The 19538-nt window shown below is 62.7% G+C and carries 20 protein-coding genes; 12 read left to right on the top strand and 8 right to left on the bottom strand.

Going from position 1 to position 19538, the window contains the following annotated elements:
- Window positions 1-258: 258 nt before the first annotated feature.
- The 7 genes from FNJ84_RS06215 to FNJ84_RS06185 all read right to left on the bottom strand — a co-directional run bounded on the left by FNJ84_RS06215 (window position 259) and on the right by FNJ84_RS06185 (window position 4497).
- Window positions 259-1293, bottom strand: a complete 1035-nt coding sequence (locus FNJ84_RS06215; RefSeq protein WP_143792142.1) for a MaoC family dehydratase — start codon at window positions 1291-1293, stop codon at window positions 259-261.
- Entirely contained in the window at window positions 1290-1496 is a 207-nt protein-coding gene (locus FNJ84_RS06210; protein WP_143792141.1) for a DUF1737 domain-containing protein, read from the bottom strand. Before FNJ84_RS06210 ends, FNJ84_RS06215 begins: the two co-directional genes overlap by 4 nt.
- Window positions 1497-1498: 2 nt before the next feature.
- Window positions 1499-2050: an NnrU family protein gene (locus FNJ84_RS06205; RefSeq protein ID WP_143792140.1), complete on the bottom strand. Its 552-nt coding sequence runs from the start codon at window positions 2048-2050 to the stop codon at window positions 1499-1501.
- 39 nt (window positions 2051-2089) lie between these two features.
- The gene (locus tag FNJ84_RS06200) at window positions 2090-2932 is read right to left on the bottom strand and encodes a CoA ester lyase (RefSeq protein WP_143792139.1); all 843 of its coding nucleotides are present in this window, start codon (window positions 2930-2932) and stop codon (window positions 2090-2092) included.
- Between the two features lie 83 nt (window positions 2933-3015).
- Window positions 3016-3285, bottom strand: coding sequence for a hypothetical protein (locus tag FNJ84_RS06195; protein WP_143792138.1), 270 nt, complete (start codon window positions 3283-3285; stop codon window positions 3016-3018).
- A 24-nt stretch (window positions 3286-3309) separates the two neighbouring features.
- Window positions 3310-3735: a DUF3667 domain-containing protein gene (locus FNJ84_RS06190; RefSeq protein ID WP_143792137.1), complete on the bottom strand. Its 426-nt coding sequence runs from the start codon at window positions 3733-3735 to the stop codon at window positions 3310-3312.
- A 3-nt stretch (window positions 3736-3738) separates the two neighbouring features.
- On the bottom strand, window positions 3739-4497 hold the full coding sequence (locus FNJ84_RS06185) for a sulfite exporter TauE/SafE family protein (protein WP_185968442.1): 759 nt from the start codon (window positions 4495-4497) through the stop codon (window positions 3739-3741).
- Window positions 4498-4647: 150 nt separating this feature from the next.
- Here FNJ84_RS06185 and mdh point away from each other — a divergent pair, with 150 nt between their 5' ends.
- Complete coding sequence (mdh, locus tag FNJ84_RS06180; RefSeq protein ID WP_143792136.1) at window positions 4648-5610, top strand: malate dehydrogenase; 963 nt, start codon at window positions 4648-4650, stop codon at window positions 5608-5610.
- A 76-nt stretch (window positions 5611-5686) separates the two neighbouring features.
- Complete coding sequence (locus FNJ84_RS06175; protein WP_143792135.1) at window positions 5687-6898, top strand: hypothetical protein; 1212 nt, start codon at window positions 5687-5689, stop codon at window positions 6896-6898.
- Window positions 6899-6965: 67 nt separating this feature from the next.
- Here the strand turns inward: FNJ84_RS06175 and FNJ84_RS06170 are convergent, their stop codons facing one another.
- Window positions 6966-9443, bottom strand: a complete 2478-nt coding sequence (locus FNJ84_RS06170; RefSeq protein ID WP_143792134.1) for a calcium-binding protein — start codon at window positions 9441-9443, stop codon at window positions 6966-6968.
- A 286-nt stretch (window positions 9444-9729) separates the two neighbouring features.
- On the opposite strand from FNJ84_RS06170, the gene sucC reads away from it, so the two are divergent.
- The 10 genes from sucC to FNJ84_RS06120 all read left to right on the top strand — a co-directional run bounded on the left by sucC (window position 9730) and on the right by FNJ84_RS06120 (window position 19536).
- Window positions 9730-10923 (top strand): ADP-forming succinate--CoA ligase subunit beta, encoded by a 1194-nt coding sequence (sucC, locus tag FNJ84_RS06165; protein ID WP_143792133.1) that lies wholly within the window; start codon window positions 9730-9732, stop codon window positions 10921-10923.
- The gene (locus FNJ84_RS06160; RefSeq protein ID WP_185968441.1) at window positions 10920-11480 is read left to right on the top strand and encodes a hypothetical protein; all 561 of its coding nucleotides are present in this window, start codon (window positions 10920-10922) and stop codon (window positions 11478-11480) included. The genes sucC and FNJ84_RS06160 overlap by 4 nt, the downstream gene beginning before the upstream one ends.
- A gap of 32 nt (window positions 11481-11512) precedes the next feature.
- Window positions 11513-12397, top strand: a complete 885-nt coding sequence (gene sucD / locus FNJ84_RS06155; protein ID WP_143792131.1) for a succinate--CoA ligase subunit alpha — start codon at window positions 11513-11515, stop codon at window positions 12395-12397.
- Window positions 12398-12564: 167 nt separating this feature from the next.
- On the top strand, window positions 12565-12936 hold the full coding sequence (locus FNJ84_RS06150; RefSeq protein WP_143792130.1) for a hypothetical protein: 372 nt from the start codon (window positions 12565-12567) through the stop codon (window positions 12934-12936).
- A gap of 7 nt (window positions 12937-12943) precedes the next feature.
- Window positions 12944-13522, top strand: coding sequence for a hypothetical protein (locus FNJ84_RS06145; protein ID WP_143792129.1), 579 nt, complete (start codon window positions 12944-12946; stop codon window positions 13520-13522).
- A 49-nt stretch (window positions 13523-13571) separates the two neighbouring features.
- Entirely contained in the window at window positions 13572-16556 is a 2985-nt protein-coding gene (locus tag FNJ84_RS06140; RefSeq protein WP_143792128.1) for a 2-oxoglutarate dehydrogenase E1 component, read from the top strand.
- Window positions 16557-16560: 4 nt separating this feature from the next.
- On the top strand, window positions 16561-18162 hold the full coding sequence (gene odhB, locus FNJ84_RS06135) for a 2-oxoglutarate dehydrogenase complex dihydrolipoyllysine-residue succinyltransferase (RefSeq protein WP_143792127.1): 1602 nt from the start codon (window positions 16561-16563) through the stop codon (window positions 18160-18162).
- A 2-nt stretch (window positions 18163-18164) separates the two neighbouring features.
- Window positions 18165-18626 (top strand): hypothetical protein, encoded by a 462-nt coding sequence (locus FNJ84_RS06130; RefSeq protein WP_143792126.1) that lies wholly within the window; start codon window positions 18165-18167, stop codon window positions 18624-18626.
- Between the two features lie 238 nt (window positions 18627-18864).
- Window positions 18865-19278 carry an EVE domain-containing protein gene (locus FNJ84_RS06125; protein WP_143792237.1) on the top strand — a complete coding sequence of 138 codons (414 nt, stop codon included), beginning with the start codon at window positions 18865-18867 and terminating at the stop codon, window positions 19276-19278.
- A gap of 3 nt (window positions 19279-19281) precedes the next feature.
- The gene (locus tag FNJ84_RS06120) at window positions 19282-19536 is read left to right on the top strand and encodes a hypothetical protein (RefSeq protein WP_143792125.1); all 255 of its coding nucleotides are present in this window, start codon (window positions 19282-19284) and stop codon (window positions 19534-19536) included.
- Window positions 19537-19538: the final 2 nt, after the last annotated feature.

The raw sequence follows: 19538 nt of genomic DNA, 5'->3' as shown, positions 1-19538 counted from the left end.
CAGCACAATGCAGGCTGGCCGCGCGGGCTGGCGATTTGCCTTGCTTCTGTCGGTCTTTCTGCCAAGTGTCACGGTCTTATGCCACACCCGCAGATGAATTTATTCGATTTTCGCAGATCGTGATCACAGCCGCCGCGCATGTGATCACAGAACCCATCGCGCCATCATCCGTGCCCAAATATCCTTCGGGGTATCGGTCGGTCCGCCGTTGATCCGAGGACCGATCGACACGAGGCGGAAAGCCCCCGCCGCTTCGGTTCAAACGGGCATGAGCGCCCAATAGTCCAGATCCAGCAACACCTCGGGCAGGTATTTCCCATCCGCACCCTTCAACGGAAACGCCCCGCTATCGCCCTTGGTCGCAACCAGCCGCAACCGGATGGCACCGACGCCGGGCGCATCCGTCTTGGCCTTGTCCAGCACTTCGGACCAGGCCCGGATGGTGTCACCGGCAAAGCAGGGATTGGCATGGGCGCCCGCATTCAACGCAACGATCATCTGTGCATTGGCCAGCCCGTTGAACGACAGCGCGCGGGCCATGCTGATGACATGACCGCCATAGATCAGCCGCTTGCCATCCTCGCGATTGGTGGCGTCGAAATGCACCTTGGCGGTGTTCTGCCACAGGCGTGTGGCCAGCATATGCTCGGCCTCTTCGACGGTGACGCCATCGACATGGTCGATCTTCTCGCCAATCTCGTAATCGCCAATACGGTGCTTTTCCCCTGCCAATTCAAAATCATAATCGGAAAAATTCAAGCCCTCTGGAACCACCAGATCGCCGGCATCCACCGCACTAGCCAGTTCTGGCACCACGGTTTCGGGCGCGGGGGCGGCCTCGTCCCGTTTGCGGACCATGACCCAACGCACATATTCCAGCACCGGCTGGTCCATCTGGTTCAAACCGCGCGTGCGCACGTAGACCACACCGGACTTGCCATTGCTGTTCTGCTTCAGTCCGATCACCTCGGATTCCGAACGCAGCGTGTCGCCGGGCCAGACCGGAGCCAGCCAGCGCCCCTCGGCATAACCCAGATTGGCGATGGCGTTCAGGCTGACATCGGGCACGGTCTTGCCAAAGACCACATGAAACGCGATCAGGTCGTCCATCGGGCTGCTTTCCAGCCCGCAGCCGGCGGCAAATTCATCGCTGGAATACAGCGCATGCCGGGCGGGATACAGCGCGTGATACAGCGCCCTTTCCCCCTCGGCCACGGTGCGCGGCACGGCGTGCCGGATCACCTGCCCGATATGATAATCCTCGAAGAAACGGCCCGGATTGGTCTTGCTCATTGCTGTCCCAGTTTCAGATCAGGGGAATAGACGACATCGACATCCTTGGTCACGGCCTGGCCAAGGCGCATGACGCCCTTGACCGGATCAAAGCCCATGGTCGGGCTGCCATGCAGCGACCAGCCCTTTGACAGCGCCTCGCTGACGCGGTGGCAGAACTGCGCGGTGTCATCCTCGGTGATGCAGCGGTAAAGTGTCGTCATTCTCAGGCTCCGAACGGGTTATAGCCCAGCAGGGCATGGATGCCACCCAGCACCAGCAGCACGATCACCGCACCGGCAGCGGCCATGATTTCCTTGCGCGGCGGGAACGGCCCGGCGGGCGGGGTCCAGGCGGGCTGAGCGCGGTTGATCAGCATGATCGTGGCCAGCGCCCAGGCCAGCAAACCGCCAAACAGCACGAAGGACGGCAGGTCCCCATTCACCAGAAGATGCGAAAAGGCCCAGATGGCAAAGCCCAGCAACTGCGGATGGCGAATGCTGCGCGTGATCCGGGTCTTCATCCCCGAGGCCGCAAACAGATAGATCGACAACAGCATCAGCAGGTTGTTGATCCCCTTCAGCGCAGCCGTTGGCCCCCACCAGACCGGGCCGTCAGCCGTGCGATAACCCCAGATCATCAGGATGATCGACAGGACCAGAACGCCGGTGACAATGCCCTTGCCCTTTTCGCCAAAGCCCGCGCGATGATCGGGGGCGGCACGTTTCCACAGATGGGGCAGCCACCACAGGGCGACACCAAGGATCAGGATCAGCATCTGGCACTCCTTCGCTGGACGTGAATCGCCGCTACCCTGTCACGCCCCGGTCAGTTCGGCAATCGCCCGCGCCTGATCCAGCATCTTGCGAGCGGTTTCCACGTGCAGGTTCTCGACGATCTTGCCATCGACCACGGCCACACCCTTGCCCTCGGCGGTGGCGGCCTCGAAGGCGTCGATCTGGCGGCGGGCCAGGTCGATCTCGGCCTCGGTCGGGGCGAAGGCGGCGTTGGCGATGGCCAGTTGCGCGGGGTGGATCAAGGTCTTGCCGTCAAAGCCCATGTCGCGGCCCTGATCGCATTCCGCGCGCAAACCGTCATCGTCCTTGAAGGCGTTGAACACCCCGTCCACGATCACCTTGCCATTGGCCTTGGCCGCCAGCAGACACAGGCCCAGACCGGCCTGCATCGGCAGACGGTCGGCGCGGAAACGGGCGTTGATTTCCTTGGCCAGATCATTGGTGCCCATGACCATCCCTTCCAACCGCGGATGGGCGGCGATGGCGGCCGCGTTCAGCATGCCTGCCGCGGTTTCCATCATTGCCCACAACGGCGCATCGGGCACCAGCGCGGCGACCTGGTCCAGATCGGCGGGGCTGTTCACCTTGGGGATCAGCACCGCATCGGCTCCGGTGGCAAAGGCACGGGCATCGTCGGCACCCCAGGGCGTGTCCAGCCCGTTGATCCGCACGATCCGCGCCCGCCCGCCATAGTCATTCTGCAACGCCGCGCCCAACTGGTCACGCGCCGCCTGCTTTTCCGAGGGCGCCACCGCATCTTCAAGGTCAAAGATGATCGCATCCGCAGCCAGTCCCTGTGCCTTATCCAAGGCACGCGCATTGGCGGCCGGAATATAAAGAACCGAACGATAGGGTCGTGACATGAATTCCTCGCAGCAATAATCTTGCGCGAAACTGCCGCGCCGCGTCAGAATTGGCAAGAGACGATTTGCCGCAGCGCAGAAAATCAGGCCGCTGGCGGTTCCAGAACCCAGATTTCGCCCATGCCGATCAGGATCATGATGAACAGCATCAGCCCGAAAACGCCCAAAGCCACCGCCCCTGCGCGCCGCCATACCCCTCGGATGTTCAGCAGCATGATGGTCGCGCTGATGATGTAGAAGGTGGAGCCGAAAAAGGCGATGGTGTCGCGCAGAAGCTGGGGCAGGAACACGAAAGCCAGGCTCAGCAGCGCGCCCAGGATAAAGCTTTGCGCCACGATATAGCCGAAGCCCACGCCATATTCCCACAGGTTCAGCCCCTATCGCCGGAAGGCCAGCCGATAGATGAGGGCAAAAATCCCGATCTCGACCAGTTTGGGCGTAACCGGGTCCTCTTTGAACATCAGGCACAGCCCGTCATCGGCGGCACAGGCTGCGGGTTCGGACAGCAGACCCTGAACACCCAGATTGAAGGCGATGGCCAGCAGCAGATAGGCCATCGGCTTGATCAGATGATTGCGATCCTCGAACAGAAAGGTCCTGATTGCGCGGCCGGGATGGTGAAACAGCCCCACCAGCGTGCGGCGAAAGCCCTTTTCCATCCAAAAGACCGCCGGCCCCTTGGTCATCTCGCCAAAGGAATAGCGCGGCAGTTCCTGCAGCATGCCGCAATCGGGGCAGTATTTGCCGATGCGGCGGTGCCGGCAGGGCGCATCGCGGCCCAGAACGGTATCCAGCAACGCCATCGACTAGCCCCACAAGCCGCTGCCGCCATCCCAGATCAGCTTGATCGAGACCAGCAGCAAGGCCCAGGTGATGAACAGATAGAATGCCTTCGCCGGCATGATCCTGACCAGCCGCACCCCCAACCAGACCGAGGCCAGCGCCACCGGCATCAGCACCGCCGCCGCACCCAGGTTCTGCGGCGACAACTGACCCAGGGCAGCATAGGGGACCAGCTTGATGGCGTTCACCACGGCAAAGAACACCGTCGCCGTCCCGGCATATCCCATCGAGGACAGCCGCAGCGGCTGGACATAGACCTGAAACGGCGCCGCCCCCGAATGGCTGACGAAACTGGTATAGCCTGCGATCGTGCCCCAGAAACTGCCCTTGGCCCAATCGGCGGGCCGTGGCGGCCCCTCGGCGGCACGGCGCAGCAATGCGTTCAGGGCGAATGCCAGGCCGATCAGCCCGACGATCATCTCCACCCCTGCCACCGGCACGATGCTGGCCGTCAGCCAGCCGAACCAGATCCCGACCAACGCCCCCGGCCACAGCCTGCACAGCACATGCCAGTCAGCATCGCGCCAATAAGCCACCAACCCGCCGATATCGGACACGATATAGACCGGCAGCAGCAGCCCCGCCGCCTGCACCGGAGACATGACCAGGGACAGAAGCGGCACGGACAGAACCGCCACCATCGACAGCCCGCCCTTGGCCAGCCCCACCGCCATGGCCGCGATCACGGCAAGCACCCAGCCCGCCACGGACAACTCGATCATCGCAACGCTTCCGCCCCCCGACGGCAATATTCTTGCGTCAACTTTCCTGTTTTGTCCTGTTAGCGCAAGCCCCCTGCCTGTCGCTCTTGCGGTTTCGGTCCCGAAGGAATAGGCAACCCGCGACTGACACAGCCATACCGGAGGTTTTTCATGGCCCGACCCAAGATTGCACTTATCGGTGCAGGGCAGATCGGCGGCACGCTGGCGCATCTGGCCGCAATGAAGGAACTGGGCGATGTCGTCCTGTTCGACATTGCCGAGGGCACGCCGCAGGGCAAGGCGCTGGACATCGCACAATCCGGCCCGTCCGAAGGCTTTGACGCCGTCATGAAGGGCGCCAATGATTATGCCGATATCGCCGGTGCCGATGTCTGCATCGTCACCGCAGGCGTGCCGCGCAAGCCGGGGATGAGCCGCGACGACCTGCTGGGCATCAACCTGAAGGTCATGAAATCCGTGGGTGAGGGCATCAAGGCCCATGCCCCGAACGCATTCGTCATCTGCATCACCAACCCGCTGGACGCGATGGTCTGGGCGCTGCAACAGTTCAGCGGCCTGCCGGTCGAGAAGGTCGTCGGCATGGCGGGCGTGCTGGATTCGGCGCGCTTCCGCCACTTCCTGTCGCTGGAATTCGGCGTCTCGATGCGCGATGTCACCGCCTTCGTACTGGGTGGCCATGGCGACACCATGGTGCCGCTGGCGCGCTATTCAACCGTTGCCGGCATTCCGCTGCCCGATCTGGTCAAGATGGGCTGGACCAGCCAGGAAAATCTGGACGCCATCGTCCAGCGCACCCGTGACGGCGGCGCCGAAATCGTTGGCCTGCTGAAAACCGGCAGCGCATTCTATGCCCCCGCGACCAGCGCCATCGAGATGGCCGAGGCCTATCTGAAGGACCAGAAGCGTGTCCTGCCCTGCGCCGCCTATGTGAAGGGCGCCTATGGCCTGGACGGGCTGTATGTCGGCGTGCCGACCGTGATCGGCGCGGCCGGGATCGAGAAAGTCATCGACATCAAGCTGGACAAGGCCGAACAGGCCATGTTCGACAAGTCGGTCGATGCGGTGAAAGGTCTGGTCGCGGCCTGCAAGGCCATCGACCCCTCGCTGGCCTGATCGCAGATACAAGCTCTGCTTACGAAACGGCGCGTCATTCTTGACGCGCCGTTTCAGTTTGTGCAGCCAGCCGGTCATGTATCGTTTTCTGATTGCAGCCGCTGCGACCACGGCACTCAGCGGATCGCCCTTGTGGGCCGATGATACTGTCACCTCGGGCATGATCGCCCGGCAGGGGCTGACCGCAACACTTCAGCATTTGCGGGCTCGGCCACCCGGCCCAGACCGCGATATGGCGCTGGCCGCCACCGGCTTTCTGACGGCGATCCAGTCTGGCTATCAGTCGCGCTGGCAATACGGCAATACATCACCGGCCGGCGGCAGCATGTTGTTTTCTCTGCCGGTCATAGACACGACCTTGCCGCCGAACCCCGATCCGCAGCCAATGCCCGATACGCTGATCAACGGCATCATGGGCTATCTGGCCGGCGCGATGCCAGGAATCCGGGACGAGATGCCGCAGGACGCTGGCGACGGCGCATTGGTGCTGCGGCTGGACGATCTGTGGTTCGATGGCACCCTGAACGGCGAGCGCGATCCGGGCGAAGACCTGCGAGATCTGCTGTTCTTGCCCCTTCCAGACGGGACGCCGGGCGAAATCCGCTTTGACGCGGCCGATCTGTATTGGCTGCGTGCCTATACCCATATGGTCGAAGGGATGGCGCAGGCCGTGCTGGCCTTTGACCCGCAACCGGAAGTCGCAGCCGTAATGCAGCTGCGGCGGGCACTGGCCGATCAGCAGGAAACACAAGCACCAGAATCGCCCGAGGATTTCGACGCCCTGATGCAAAAGGATATGTTCGAGCGTCCCGTTGATACCGCCTGGATCATCTTGCAGACGCTGCGCCATCAGCCCGACGCTGCGCTGATCGACGCCGCACGGGCCAATTTCCGCGCAATGATCGCCGCCAATCGCGATTTCTGGCAGGCTGTCGCGACCGAGACCGACAATGACAGGGAATGGATCCCGAATGACACGCAAAAGGCCGTGCTGGGGTTCGAACTGCCGCCGGGCACCGGCACGACCTGGTTGGCCGTGCTGGATCAGGCCGATATGATACTGACCGGCGAAAGGCTGATCCCGCATTGGCGATTTGGGCCGGGCTATGGAATTGATCTTGGCAAATGGCTTGATGCGCCCGTCCCTGTCGACCTGCTGGCCTGGATGCAAGGCAGTCAGGCCATGACTTATGCCCGCGAGGGCGAGGTACTGGATGGCACCGCCTGGCGTCAATTCAACCAGATGTTCGGCGGCAGTGCAGGTCTGTACATGGTGCTACTGAACTGATCGCCACCTTGCGGTTCGGACCCAAATTGCGAGGGCGGCAAAAGCCGCCCCCTTTTCATGATTGGCGTCAGATAAAGTCGAAATCCGCCGCGGTCAGGCTGCTGGCCTGAGTGTTGTTGACGATGATCGTCGCGCCGCCAAAGCTGACAACCGCATTGGCGCCCGATTGCGTGATCGTCAGATCGCTGAAATCGTCATAGCGCTCGCCCCGATAGCTGCCCGAACGCAGCAGGATCGTGTCCAGACCATCCTGCCAGTCCATAATCCGGTCGACACCACTGCGCAGGTCGAACTCGAACCTGTCGGCCCCGCCGCCGCCCACCAGCCGGTCGCTGCCGCCCTGGCCGCGCAACAGGTCATTGCCGGTGCCGCCGTCAAGCACGTCATTGCCATTGCCGCCGTTCAGCCGGTCATTGCCGCCCCCGCCGACCAGACGGTCAGCACCGCCCAGACCGCTCAGCGTGTTGGCCTGGTTGTTGCCCTCCAGCCGGTCGCCATAGGACGAGCCGGTCAGGTTCTCGATCGAAACCAGCCGGTCCGAACCCTGCCCGCCGCCAACATTCTGCGCGCCGGTGACAGCCAGCCGCACAGTCACGCCGCCGGTGGCATTGATATAGGTGGCCGTGTCCGACCCCAGCCCGCCCTGCAACAGGTCGCCGCCGCCACCGCCATTCAGCAGATCGGCGCCACCGCCGCCCAGCAGGATATTGGCGACGTTGCTGCCGGTCAGTTGGTCGCCACGGGACGAGCCGACGACATTCTCGATATCCTGCAACGTATCGCTGCCCTGCCCGCCGCCGATGCCTTGCTGCGTGGTCAGGCCCAGATTGACGCGGATACCGCTGGTGGCCGCCGAATAATCGACCGTGTCATTGCCGGTGCCGCCACGCAGCCCGTCATTGCCGGCCCCGCCGATCAGCCGGTCATTACCCGCACCGCCATCGACGAAATCATTGCCGGAATGGCCAGTAAAGCGGTCATTGCCGTCCAGCATCTCGATCCAGCGCGCGTTCTCGATCCGGCGGATCCCGTCGAGGTTGAAACTGTCCGCCCCGCCAGTGCCCGAGATGCTGTAATAGGACATGTTCAGCGTCTCGGTCCCCACCACGCGGTTCGAGGAAAGGTTCAACACCGATACCACCACGTTCGAGGTCAGCCGGATCTGGTCGGCACCCAAACCGCCAAAAAAGGCGTCCTGGCCGAAATCTCTGCCGCCGATCAGGAAGGTATCATCGCCGGTGCTACCATACAGCCGGTCGCTGCCGTTGCCGCCGGTCAGCACATCGTTGCCAGCCCCGCCATTCAACCGATCATTGCCGGTGCCGCCATCGACTGAATCGGTGCCTGCATGACCCAGGTAATTATCGTTGCCATCAAACATCTGGATCGTGCTGGCGCTGCCGAAAGCCGCGATCCCGCTGAAGTCGAACGTGTCGTTCGCGCCGGTTCCATAAATGTTATAGGAACCGAAAAACAGTTGCTCGATGCCGACGACATTGGCCGCTGTCAGTTGCAGGTTCGACGCGGTGACGTGGCCATACAGCCGGATCACGTCCGAACCGGTCCCGCCATTGAAATAATCCGTGCCGATATCGTTGCCCGCGATGTAGAATCTATCATCGCCCGAACCGCCGATCAGCCGGTCATCGCCGCCACCGCCGGTCAGCTCATCATTTCCGGCGCCGCCGTCCAGCGTATCGTTTCCGGTGCCGCCATCGACGGAATCCGCGCCGATATGACCGACATAGCTGTCATCGCCATCATACATTCCGATGACAGAGGCGCTGCCGAACGCCGCGATCCCGCTGAAGTTGAACGTGTCGTTCCCGCCGGTTCCATAGAAGTTGTAGGAGCTGAAAAACAGCTGCTCGACGTCGACGACATTGGCCGCCGTCAGTTGCAGGTTCGACGCGGTGACGTGGCCGTACAGCCGGATCACGTCCGAACCGGTCCCGCCATTGAAATAATCCGTGCCGACATCATTGCCCGCGATGTAGAACCTATCATCGCCCGAACCGCCGATCAGCCGGTCGTTGCCGCCACCGCCGGTAAGCTCATCATTTCCGGCACCGCCGTCCAGCGTATCGTTTCCGGTGCCGCCATCGACGGAATCCGCGCCGATATGACCGACATAGCTGTCATTGCCATCATACAAGCCGATTAAAGAGGCACTGCCGAACGACGCGATCCCGCTGACGTTGAACGTGTCGTTCCCGCCCGTGCCATAGATGTTATAGGAGCTGAAAAACAGCTGCTCGATGTCGATGACATTGGCCGCCGTCAGTTGCAGGTTCGAAACCGTGACATGGCCGTTCAGCCGGATTACGTCCGAACCCGTGCCACCGTTGAAGATATCGGTGCCGAATGTCGAACCTCTGATGAAGAACACATCGTCGCCGCTGCCGCCTTCCAACGTGTCATTGCCATTGCCGCCGGTGATCGTGTCGTTACCGGCAAGGCCCTGGATCAGGTCGTCATCGTCGTTGCCATTGGGCAGACCGAGAGGCAATGTATCCGCGCCAGCGGTTCCAATATAAGTGGCCATGGGTTCCTCGTTCCCTAAACAGATCGTCAAAATCGCCCCTGTTTAAGACCAATTGGTATAGTCGCAAAGCAGGAATTGGATCGGTCGGTCAGTTTTTGCCGAAACTTCTCGAATCGTTCGAGGAGGCGGCGCGGCAGGCGGTTTGTGATCACATGATTTCGGCATGTGATCACGCATCCGGGCTTTCCCCGCAAAATCCTGTCATGTGCTTGAATAACGGTTCATCGCCGATTCATCCTGTGCCAGACACGCCGCAAATCTGCAGAACCGATCAAGGGGACCCGCGATGAACATCCACGAATATCAGGCCAAGGCGCTGCTGCGTCAATTCGGTGCGCCGGTCAGCGACGGCCGCGTCGTGACCGCCGCCGATCAGGCGAAATCCGCTGCCGGCGAGTTGGACGGCCCGTTGTGGGTGGTCAAGGCCCAGATCCATGCTGGCGGTCGCGGCAAGGGCCATTTCAAGGAAAAGGAAGCCGGTGAAAAAGGCGGCGTCCGGCTGGCGAAATCAGTCAGCGAGGCCGAGGAACTGACCCGGCAGATGCTGGGCCGCACCCTGGTCACACATCAGACCGGCCCGGTCGGCAAGCAGGTCAACCGCATCTATATCGAAGACGGCAGCGACATCGCGCGCGAACTGTATCTGGCACTGCTGGTCGATCGCGGCACCTCGCGCGTCAGCTTTGTCGCCTCGACCGAGGGCGGCATGGATATCGAGGAAGTCGCCGCCAAGACCCCGGAAAAGATCGTCAGCTTCAGCGTCGATCCGGCCTCGGGCCTGTCGGATTTCCACGGCCGCCGCGTGGCCTTTGCCCTTGGGCTGGAAGGCGCGCAGGTCAAGCAATGCGTGGCCCTGATCAAGACGCTGTATCGCATGTTCATCGAAAAGGACATGGAGATGCTGGAGATCAACCCGCTGATCGTCACCGAAAAGGGCGATCTGAAATGCCTCGATGCGAAGATGGGTTTTGACAACAATGCCCTCTATCGCCAGCCCGACATCATGGCGCTGCGCGACGAGACCGAGGAAGATCCGAAGGAGCTGGCCGCCAGCAAGTTCGACCTGAACTATATCGCGCTGGATGGCGAAATCGGCTGCATGGTGAACGGTGCGGGCCTTGCGATGGCCACCATGGACATCATCAAGCTTTACGGTGCGGAACCGGCCAACTTCCTTGACGTGGGCGGCGGTGCGACCAAGGAAAAGGTCACCGAGGCGTTCAAGATCATCACCTCGGACCCGAACGTCAAAGGGATCCTGGTCAACATCTTTGGCGGCATCATGCGCAACGACATCATCGCCGAGGGCATCGTCGCCGCGGTGAAAGAGGTCGGCCTGCAAGTCCCGCTGGTCGTGCGGCTTGAGGGCACCAATGTCGAGCAGGGCAAGAAGATCATCGCCGAAAGCGGTCTGAACGTGATCGCCGCTGATGACCTGTCTGACGCCGCCGAGAAGATCGTGAAGGCGGTGAAGGGATGAAGCCAGCTATACCAGCTATAGCGGCGACATTGGCAGCTTTGGCGTTGCTCGCAGGTTGCACCACAACCTATGAGGGGATGCCGGCCGGCACCGACAAGGCACCGGAACTCGTCCCTGAGGCTCAGCGCGCGCCCTTCGACCTGACCGAACAGCTTCGCGTGGCGACGAGAGCTTGCATTGACAGCGAGTTGCATGGACCTGCCAGGCTGCAAGCGCTTTTGAGTCAAGGCTATGTCGTAACCAACGAAATCGGAGGTCCGGACGGCTACACGCGGATGGAACCATCCAAGGGGCTTTTCGACAGGAATGCGGGTATGCTGCGCGTCTATGATGCAGGTGGTTCCCCATGTACGATCAACGTCATGCGAAACAAAGGGTACACGGCGATCGCAGCGATTGCCGGTGAGTTGACAGCGCAGGGCTGGCGCAAAACTGACGAGCGCTTGGGTAGAACTTTCTGGTCCAAGGGGCCAGACACGCTGCTGCTGAACGGCAGTAGCTCGAGTTACAGCGCATTGGCGGATATCTCGCTCTACCGCACCAAGCCGCGCAAATAATCTAATCACAGTTCAGACGGACGGACCAAATCATGGCCATTCTCGTAGACAAGAACACCAAAGTCATCACCCAGGGCATCACCGGCTCGCAGGGGACCTTCCACACCGAACAGGCGATTGCTTATGGCACGCAGATGGTCGGCGGCGTGACGCCCGGCAAGGGCGGATCCGAACATCTTGGCCTGCCGGTTTTCAACTCGGTCCATGAGGCCGTGGCGAAGACGGGCGCCAATGCGACCGCGATCTATGTGCCGCCCCCCTTCGCGGCGGATTCGATCCTGGAAGCCATCGACGCCGAGATTCCGCTGATCGTCGCCATCACCGAGGGCATCCCGGTGCTGGACATGATGCGGGTCAAGCGCGCGCTGGAAGGCAGCAGCTCGAAGCTGATCGGGCCGAACTGCCCCGGCATCATGACCCCCGACGAATGCAAGATCGGCATCATGCCCGGCAACATCTTCAAGCGCGGCTCGGTCGGCGTCGTCAGCCGGTCCGGCACCCTGACCTATGAGGCCGTCAAGCAGACCACCGATGTGGGCCTGGGCCAGTCCTCGGCCGTCGGCATCGGCGGCGACCCGATCAAGGGGATGGAACATATCGACGTGCTGCGCATGTTCCTGGACGATGACGAGACCACCTCGATCATCATGATCGGCGAAATCGGCGGTTCCGCCGAGGAAGAAGCCGCCGAGTTCCTGGCCGAACAGAAGCGCAAGGGCAAATGGAAGCCCACCGCCGGTTTCATCGCAGGCCGCACCGCGCCTCCGGGCCGGCGCATGGGCCATGCCGGCGCCATCGTCTCGGGCGGCAAGGGTGACGCGGAAAGCAAGATCGAGGCCATGAAAAAGGCCGGCATCATCGTCGCCGACAGCCCGGCCGGCCTGGGCGAGGCGGTCCTGGCGGCGATCAAGGGTTGATGATTTGACAAGGCGCGGCCCCGCCGGAACGTTGGGGCCGTGACGCGCGTTGACAGGTTAGCCATGAGCCAGGGACAGGGTGCAGAAATCGGCGAAAAGCCCGGATTTTCAAAGGCGCAGATCCGTGCCTTTGCCCGGTCCGTGGCGGCTTTCCGAAAGGCTGCACCATGAATTTTCTGACTTATCCCACCCGCCCCTGCCCACGCCGGTCCGTGATCGCCTTGGCAATTGGCCTGCTGGCGCTGTCGGCCTGCGGGCGCGCGCCCACCGACGACATCCTTCGCGGCGGCGTCCCTGCGATGACAAATCTGCATCAGGCCAGCAGCCTGCCGCCGGAATCGGTCAGGACCGTGGCCCGGCGCGACTATGGCTGGCGGCTGATCTATCACCCTGCCCGCGCGCCGGCGAATGCCGAACAGGGCGCCGCCGCCGCATTGTGCGGGCTGGAACGCCGCCGTCCCGCCCGCATCGAACATCTTCCCCGGATCGACCCGCTGGCCGATCCGGGCGCGCGTATCATAGACATCTATTGTGCATGAGGCCGGCATGAACCTGACCAGATCCCGTCGCCGCGCCTTTCCCAAAGCCGTGCAGCCCCCCTTTCGCCAAGAGGTCACCCACATGACGCAACAGACCACCCTGCCCCGCAGCCTTGCCGCTTCGCGCGCGGGCATCGCGCTTTTGCTGACGACGCTGACACTGGCGGGCTGTGCCCAGCCCTTCGGGGCCGGCCCCGGCACGCAGCCGCAGATCCAGCCACCGGTGCAATCGGCCGTCCCCAACCGCGCGCGCGACCGGCTGACCGCACGCGACATCGAGCCTGCGCCGGAAGTCGGCTCGCCGGTCGCCTCGGCCGTGCCTGCGCGCAGTGGTCCCACCGGCCCGATAGACGGCCGGACCGGGCTGCATCAGGCGGCGCTGGTTTCGATCTCGGGCAGCGCCGACAGCCAGTATACGGTGCTGTTCCGGCCCTCGGCCACCGATCAGACGCATATCGAGAACGCCCCTGCCCGCCTGTGCGACGAGGCCGGGCGGGCGCTGGCCAGCAGCCGCACCAATTCACCCGGATCAAGCAGCGCCATGCCCGGCGTTCAGATCATGATCGTCACATGCGGCGCAGCCTAACGCGCCGACAGCCCCATCCCAAGCCACAGCGTCAGGGACGCGAGAACCAATGACCGACCAACCCAAGAACGCCGATTTTCACGACTCGTCCTTCCTGCAAGGCCATAACGCGGCCTATGTGGAACAGCTTTACGGCCAATGGGCCCGCGACCCGCAGGCGGTCGACGCGGCCTGGGCCGAGTTCTTTCGCGGCCTTGGCGATGCCGAGGCCGACGTCACGCGCGAGGCCTCTGGCGCCAGCTGGAAGCGCGCCGACTGGCCGCCCGCGCCGGCGGATGAGCGCACCTCGGCGCTGACCGGCGAATGGCCGCAATCGACCAAGGCCGAGGCCGATGCCGCGATGAAGAAAATCGCCGCCAAGGCCGAGGAAAAGGGCGTCGCCCTGACCGAGACGCAGATGCGCCAGGCCACGCTTGACAGCATTCGCGCGCTGATGCTGATCCGCGCCTATCGGATCCGCGGCCATCTGCATGCCAATCTGGACCCGCTTGGCATGCGCATGTATCCCGACCATGGCGAATTGAAGCCCGAAACCTATGGTTTCAACTCGGGCGATCTGGACCGGCCGATCTTCATCGACAACGTGCTGGGTCTGGAAGTTGCCACCATCCGTCAGATCACGGAACTGATGTGGCGCACCTATTGCGGCACCTTTGCGCTGCAATACATGCATATCAGCGACCCCGAGGAAGCCGCCTGGCTGAAAGAGCGGATCGAGGGCTATGGCAAGGAAATCGCGTTCACCCGCGAGGGCCGCCGCGCCATCCTGAACAGCCTGGTCGAGGCCGAGGGCTTCGAGAAGTTCCTGCATGTCAAATACATGGGCACCAAGCGCTTCGGTCTGGATGGTGGTGAATCGCTGATCCCGGCGATGGAACAGATCATCAAGCGCGGCGGTCAGCTGGGCGTGAAGGAAATCGTCATCGGCATGCCGCACCGGGGCCGCCTGTCGGTTCTGGCCAACGTGATGGAGAAACCCTATCGCGCCATCTTCCACGAATTCCAGGGCGGCAGCTACAAGCCCGAGGATGTGGACGGCTCGGGCGACGTGAAATACCATCTGGGCGCATCATCCGATCGCGAATTTGACGGCAACAATGTCCACCTGTCGCTGACGGCGAACCCAAGCCACCTTGAGGCCGTGAACCCGGTCGTGCTGGGCAAGGTCCGCGCCAAGCAGGACCAGTATGACGACCGCTCGGCCCGCACGGCCGTGCTGCCGATCCTGCTGCATGGCGACGCGGCCTTTGCCGGCCAGGGCATCGTGGCGGAATGTCTGCAACTCTCGGGCATCCGTGGCCACCGCACCGGCGGCACGATCCACATCATCGTGAACAACCAGATCGGTTTCACCACGGCGCCACATTTCAGCCGCACCTCGCCCTATCCGACCGACATCGCCCTGATGGTCGAGGCGCCGATCTTCCACGTCAATGGCGACGATCCCGAGGCCGTGGTCCACGCCGCCAAGGTCGCGACCGAGTTCCGCCAGCGTTTCCACAAGGACGTGGTCATCGACATCTTCTGCTATCGCCGCTTCGGTCACAACGAAGGCGACGAGCCGATGTTCACCAACCCGGTCATGTACAAGCAGATCAAGGGCCACAAGACGACCCTTCAGCTTTATACCGACCGCCTTGTCGCCGACGGGCTGATCCCCGAGGGCGAGATCGAGGACATGAAGGCCGCCTTCCAGGCGCATCTGAACCAGGAATTCGACATCGGCAAGAACTACAAGCCGAACAAGGCCGACTGGCTGGATGGCAAATGGTCCGGTTTCGAACGCGAGGGCGCGGAATATCACGCCGGCAATACCGGCATCTCGCCCGAGGTGATGACCCGCATCGGCCATGCCCTGACCACCGCACCCGAAGGGTTCGACCTGCACAAGACCGTTGGCCGCCTGATCGAGGCCAAGAAGCAGATGTTCGAAACCGGGACCGGCTTTGACTGGGCCACGGGCGAGGCATTGGCCTTTGGCAGCCTGCTGGTCGAGGGCAGCCCCGTCCGCCTGTCGGGCCAGGACAGCACGCGCGGCACCTTCAGCCAGCGCCACTCGGCCTTTATCAATCAGGCAGACGAGGAACGCTATTACCCGCTGAACCACATCCAGAAGGATCAGGCGCAATACGAGGTCATCGACTCGATGCTGTCTGAATATGCGGTGCTGGGCTTTGAATACGGCTATTCGCTGGCCGAACCCAATGCCCTGACCATGTGGGAGGCGCAGTTCGGCGACTTCGCAAATGGCGCGCAGATCATGTTCGACCAGTTCATCTCGTCCGGCGAGAAGAAATGGCTGCGCATGTCAGGTCTGGTGATGCTGCTGCCCCACGGCTTCGAGGGTCAGGGGCCGGAACATTCGTCCGCCCGTCTGGAACGCTTCCTGCAAATGTGCGCCGAGGATAACTGGATCGTCGCCAACTGCACCACGCCGGCCAACTATTTCCACATCCTGCGCCGGCAGATCCATCGCGGCTTCCGCAAGCCCTTGGTCCTGATGACGCCGAAATCGCTGCTGCGTCACCCGATGGCCGTCAGCCGCGCCGAGGATTTCCAGACCGGCAGCAGCTTCCACCGGGTTTTGTGGGACGATGCCGAACGCGGCAATTCACTGACCGAGCTGGTCGAGGACAAGGATATCCGCCGCGTCGTCATCTGTTCGGGCAAGGTCTATTACGATCTGCTGAAGGCCCGCGACGAGGCCGGTATCCGCGACATCTATCTGCTGCGGCTGGAACAGTTCTATCCCTTCCCTGCGCAGGCGATGCAGCATGAGCTGTCGCGTTTCAAGCAGGCCGAGGTCGTCTGGTGCCAGGAGGAACCCAAGAACCAGGGTGCATGGAGCTTTGTCGAACCGAACCTGGAATGGGTTCTGGATCGCATCGGCGCCAAGCATGGCCGGCCGCGCTATGTCGGCCGCAACGCCGCCGCATCGGTCGCTACCGGCCTCGCATCGCGCCACAAGGCCGAGCAAGAGGCGCTGGTGAACGATGCGCTGTCGATCAACGAAGCCCTGGCAATCGAAGGATGACCCCATGACCACCGACGTCCGCGTGCCCGCACTTGGGGAATCCGTCACCGAGGCCACGATCGCCACCTGGTTCAAGAAGGTCGGCGACCGGGTCGAGGTCGACGAAATGTTGTGCGAACTGGAAACCGACAAGGTCACGGTCGAGGTCCCCAGCCCGACCGCCGGCATCCTGTCGGCCATCATCGCGGCCGAGGGCGAGACCGTCGCCCCCGATGCGCTGCTGGCCCAGATCGACGAAACCGGCGCGGCCAGCGCCACGGCGGCTGCCACCACACCGGCGCCCGCCACACCGATTGAGGAACCGGCAGAACGACCTGCCGCAGCGCCCAAGGAGGGGCAGAAGACAATGAGCGGAAAATCCGTTGACGTGATGGTGCCCTCCCTGGGTGAAAGCGTGACCGAAGCCACCGTGGCCACCTGGTTCAAGAAGGTCGGCGATGCCGTCGCCGTCGATGAAATGCTGTGCGAGCTGGAGACGGACAAGGTCTCGGTCGAGGTGCCCAGCCCGGTCGCCGGCGTTCTGGCCGAGATTCTGGCCGAGGAAGGCGCGACCGTCGACGCCAAGGCCCGTCTGGCGATCATCACCGAGGGCGCCAGCGCCGGTGCCCCGGCGCCCGCCAAAGAACCCGAGGCTGCGGGTGACAAGGACAGCGACACCGCCAGCGATGTGGGTTCCCCCGGCGCCGGCCCCGAGGATGTGAAGCCGCGCGAAGGCGCGGGCCGCACCGATGTCGAGGATGCCCCCTCGGCCAAGAAGGCCATGGCCGAGGCGGGCATCGACCGCAACGCCGTGACCGGCTCGGGTCGTGATGGCCGGGTGATGAAGGAAGACGTGGCCCGCGCCGCGACTGCCCCCGCACCAGCCCCCGCTGCCGCGCCGGCCGCCCCCCGCGCCGCCGCTCAGGCCGACCGCGAGGAACGGGTCAAGATGACCCGGTTGCGCCAGACCATCGCCCGCCGCCTGAAGGACGCGCAGAACACCGCCGCCATGCTCACGACCTATAACGAGGCCGACATGTCCGGCATCATGGGTCTGCGCAATGAATACAAGGACGCCTTCGAGAAGAAGCACAAGGTCAAGCTGGGCTTCATGTCCTTCTTCGTGAAGGCCTGCGTCCACGCCCTGCACGAGGTGCCCGAGGTCAATGCCGAAATCGACGGCGACACCGTCGTCTACAAGAACTACGTGAACATGGGCATCGCCGTCGGCACGCCCTCGGGTCTGGTGGTTCCGGTGGTGCGCGACGCCGACCAGAAAAGCTTTGCCGAGATCGAGAAAGAAATCGGCGAACTGGGCGCCAAGGGCCGGGACGGCAAGCTGACCCTTGCGGAAATGCAGGGCGGCACCTTCACCATCTCGAACGGCGGCGTCTATGGCTCGCTGATGTCCTCGCCGATCCTGAACCCGCCGCAATCGGGGATTCTGGGGATGCACAAGATCCAGGACCGCCCGGTCGTCGTCGGCGGCCAGATCGTCATCCGCCCGATGATGTATCTGGCGCTCAGCTATGACCACCGGATCGTGGACGGCAAAGGGGCGGTGACGTTCCTCGTCCGCGTGAAAGAGGCGCTGGAAGACCCGCGCCGGCTGCTGATGGATCTGTAAGAATGGCGGATCGCAGACTTGATACTCACCTCGAATCCGAGGGCGCAGAGTTTCTGGTCTGCGGTCTTCTGATGATTGAAGGCATACCCAGTTACAAGGCCTACACGAATACAGCCGGATACGACATCTTGGCGAGCCACCCAACCCGCGGGCGTGTCGCAAGAATTCAGGTTAAAAGTCGTTGGGCGTCCAATCATGGTTTCGGCTTTCCGCTAAAGAACGCCGATTCCGACTTTGTCGTTTTCGTGGCGTTGAACCGTGGAACACGGAACAAAAGCCAATCATCTGACGCTCGGAAAGGCGTCCCAGAATTTTATGTTTTCCCCACCCCGATCGTGCTCGCGGCTAGGCGCGAAGACGACTGGAAGAAGGTCCAGATGAGAAGGATCGAGCGATTGGCCTCATATAGAGATAACTGGAAGCTAGTCGCGGACTTTCTTGACGCCGACGAAAGCCCCAACTGATGCAAGACTGCTTCGAAACTGCGACGACATTGCACTTTCGTCCCCCAAGCCGTTGTTCGATTCCGTCAGTACTCAAGCAACGCCCGCAGGCTGTGTACGCCCTGTGCACGTCCTGTGCATCCCCTGTGCACGCCCTGTGCGCCCCGATTCCCAGCATTTGCAGGCCCTTCGCCGCCCGTCCGGCCCGCCGCCACAAAACGCAACGCCCGCAGCCGTTGCGCAACGCCCGGACCTGATGATGACCCGCCACTGGATCAGCACCGTCTCCCGCGAACATGTCCAGATCGGCGTGGCGGGCGGCTTTGCGATGATGAACCACGGCAAGCTTGCGCCGCTGAAACGCCTCAGCCCCGGCGACGACCTGATCTATTACTCGCCCAAAACCGCCTATCCAGACGGCCAACCGCTCAAGGCCTTCACCGCCATCGGCACCGTCCGCAATACCCCGCCCTATCAGGCGGAAATGCGCCCCGGCATGACGGGCTACCGCCTTGATATCGACTGGCGCGAGGCAACCGAAACGCCCATCGCCTCGTTGACCGACAGGCTGGAATTTACCCGCGGCAATTGGGGCATGCTGGCCCGTCGCGGGCTGTTCGACATCTCTGACGCGGATTTCCAGACCATCCGCGCCGCCATGACAGGAGCGTAACAAATGCAGATGATCGCCCATTACAAGATCAATGATTTCAACACCTTCAAAACCGCCTTCGACAATGACGCCGAGGATCGCGGCAATAACGGACTGTCGCTGTTGCAACTGTGGCGCGGCGATAACAGCAATGCCTGGGCGCTGTTCCAGGTGAACAACCCCAAGGCCGCCCGCGATTATCTGGACGGCGCGGCGGGCGTCTTCGACAGCCAGGCCGGCGTCACCGGAACCGAATTCCACATGGTCGAGACTGCCTGACC

This window comes from Paracoccus sp. M683, assembly GCF_007096355.1.
GTDB lineage: Bacteria > Pseudomonadota > Alphaproteobacteria > Rhodobacterales > Rhodobacteraceae > Paracoccus.
This window is presented reverse-complemented; position numbering and strand designations above follow the sequence as displayed.

What these genes read in the sequence shown, in the direction of transcription:
- FNJ84_RS06210 (WP_143792141.1), bottom strand. Translation starts at nt 1,496, where the DNA reads ATGACGACACTTTACCGCTGCATCACCGAGGATGACACCGCGCAGTTC.
- sucD (WP_143792131.1), top strand. Translation starts at nt 11,513, where the DNA reads ATGGCCATTCTCGTAGACAAGAACACCAAAGTCATCACCCAGGGCATC.
- FNJ84_RS06200 (WP_143792139.1), bottom strand. Translation starts at nt 2,932, where the DNA reads ATGTCACGACCCTATCGTTCGGTTCTTTATATTCCGGCCGCCAATGCG.
- FNJ84_RS06205 (WP_143792140.1), bottom strand. Translation starts at nt 2,050, where the DNA reads ATGCTGATCCTGATCCTTGGTGTCGCCCTGTGGTGGCTGCCCCATCTG.
- FNJ84_RS06150 (WP_143792130.1), top strand. Translation starts at nt 12,565, where the DNA reads ATGAATTTTCTGACTTATCCCACCCGCCCCTGCCCACGCCGGTCCGTG.
- FNJ84_RS06170 (WP_143792134.1), bottom strand. Translation starts at nt 9,443, where the DNA reads ATGGCCACTTATATTGGAACCGCTGGCGCGGATACATTGCCTCTCGGT.
- FNJ84_RS06185 (WP_185968442.1), bottom strand. Translation starts at nt 4,497, where the DNA reads ATGATCGAGTTGTCCGTGGCGGGCTGGGTGCTTGCCGTGATCGCGGCC.
- FNJ84_RS06160 (WP_185968441.1), top strand. Translation starts at nt 10,920, where the DNA reads ATGAAGCCAGCTATACCAGCTATAGCGGCGACATTGGCAGCTTTGGCG.
- FNJ84_RS06215 (WP_143792142.1), bottom strand. Translation starts at nt 1,293, where the DNA reads ATGAGCAAGACCAATCCGGGCCGTTTCTTCGAGGATTATCATATCGGG.
- FNJ84_RS06175 (WP_143792135.1), top strand. Translation starts at nt 5,687, where the DNA reads ATGTATCGTTTTCTGATTGCAGCCGCTGCGACCACGGCACTCAGCGGA.
- FNJ84_RS06145 (WP_143792129.1), top strand. Translation starts at nt 12,944, where the DNA reads ATGAACCTGACCAGATCCCGTCGCCGCGCCTTTCCCAAAGCCGTGCAG.
- sucC (WP_143792133.1), top strand. Translation starts at nt 9,730, where the DNA reads ATGAACATCCACGAATATCAGGCCAAGGCGCTGCTGCGTCAATTCGGT.
- FNJ84_RS06190 (WP_143792137.1), bottom strand. Translation starts at nt 3,735, where the DNA reads ATGGCGTTGCTGGATACCGTTCTGGGCCGCGATGCGCCCTGCCGGCAC.
- FNJ84_RS06140 (WP_143792128.1), top strand. Translation starts at nt 13,572, where the DNA reads ATGACCGACCAACCCAAGAACGCCGATTTTCACGACTCGTCCTTCCTG.
- FNJ84_RS06120 (WP_143792125.1), top strand. Translation starts at nt 19,282, where the DNA reads ATGCAGATGATCGCCCATTACAAGATCAATGATTTCAACACCTTCAAA.
- odhB (WP_143792127.1), top strand. Translation starts at nt 16,561, where the DNA reads ATGACCACCGACGTCCGCGTGCCCGCACTTGGGGAATCCGTCACCGAG.
- FNJ84_RS06130 (WP_143792126.1), top strand. Translation starts at nt 18,165, where the DNA reads ATGGCGGATCGCAGACTTGATACTCACCTCGAATCCGAGGGCGCAGAG.
- mdh (WP_143792136.1), top strand. Translation starts at nt 4,648, where the DNA reads ATGGCCCGACCCAAGATTGCACTTATCGGTGCAGGGCAGATCGGCGGC.
- FNJ84_RS06125 (WP_143792237.1), top strand. Translation starts at nt 18,865, where the DNA reads ATGACCCGCCACTGGATCAGCACCGTCTCCCGCGAACATGTCCAGATC.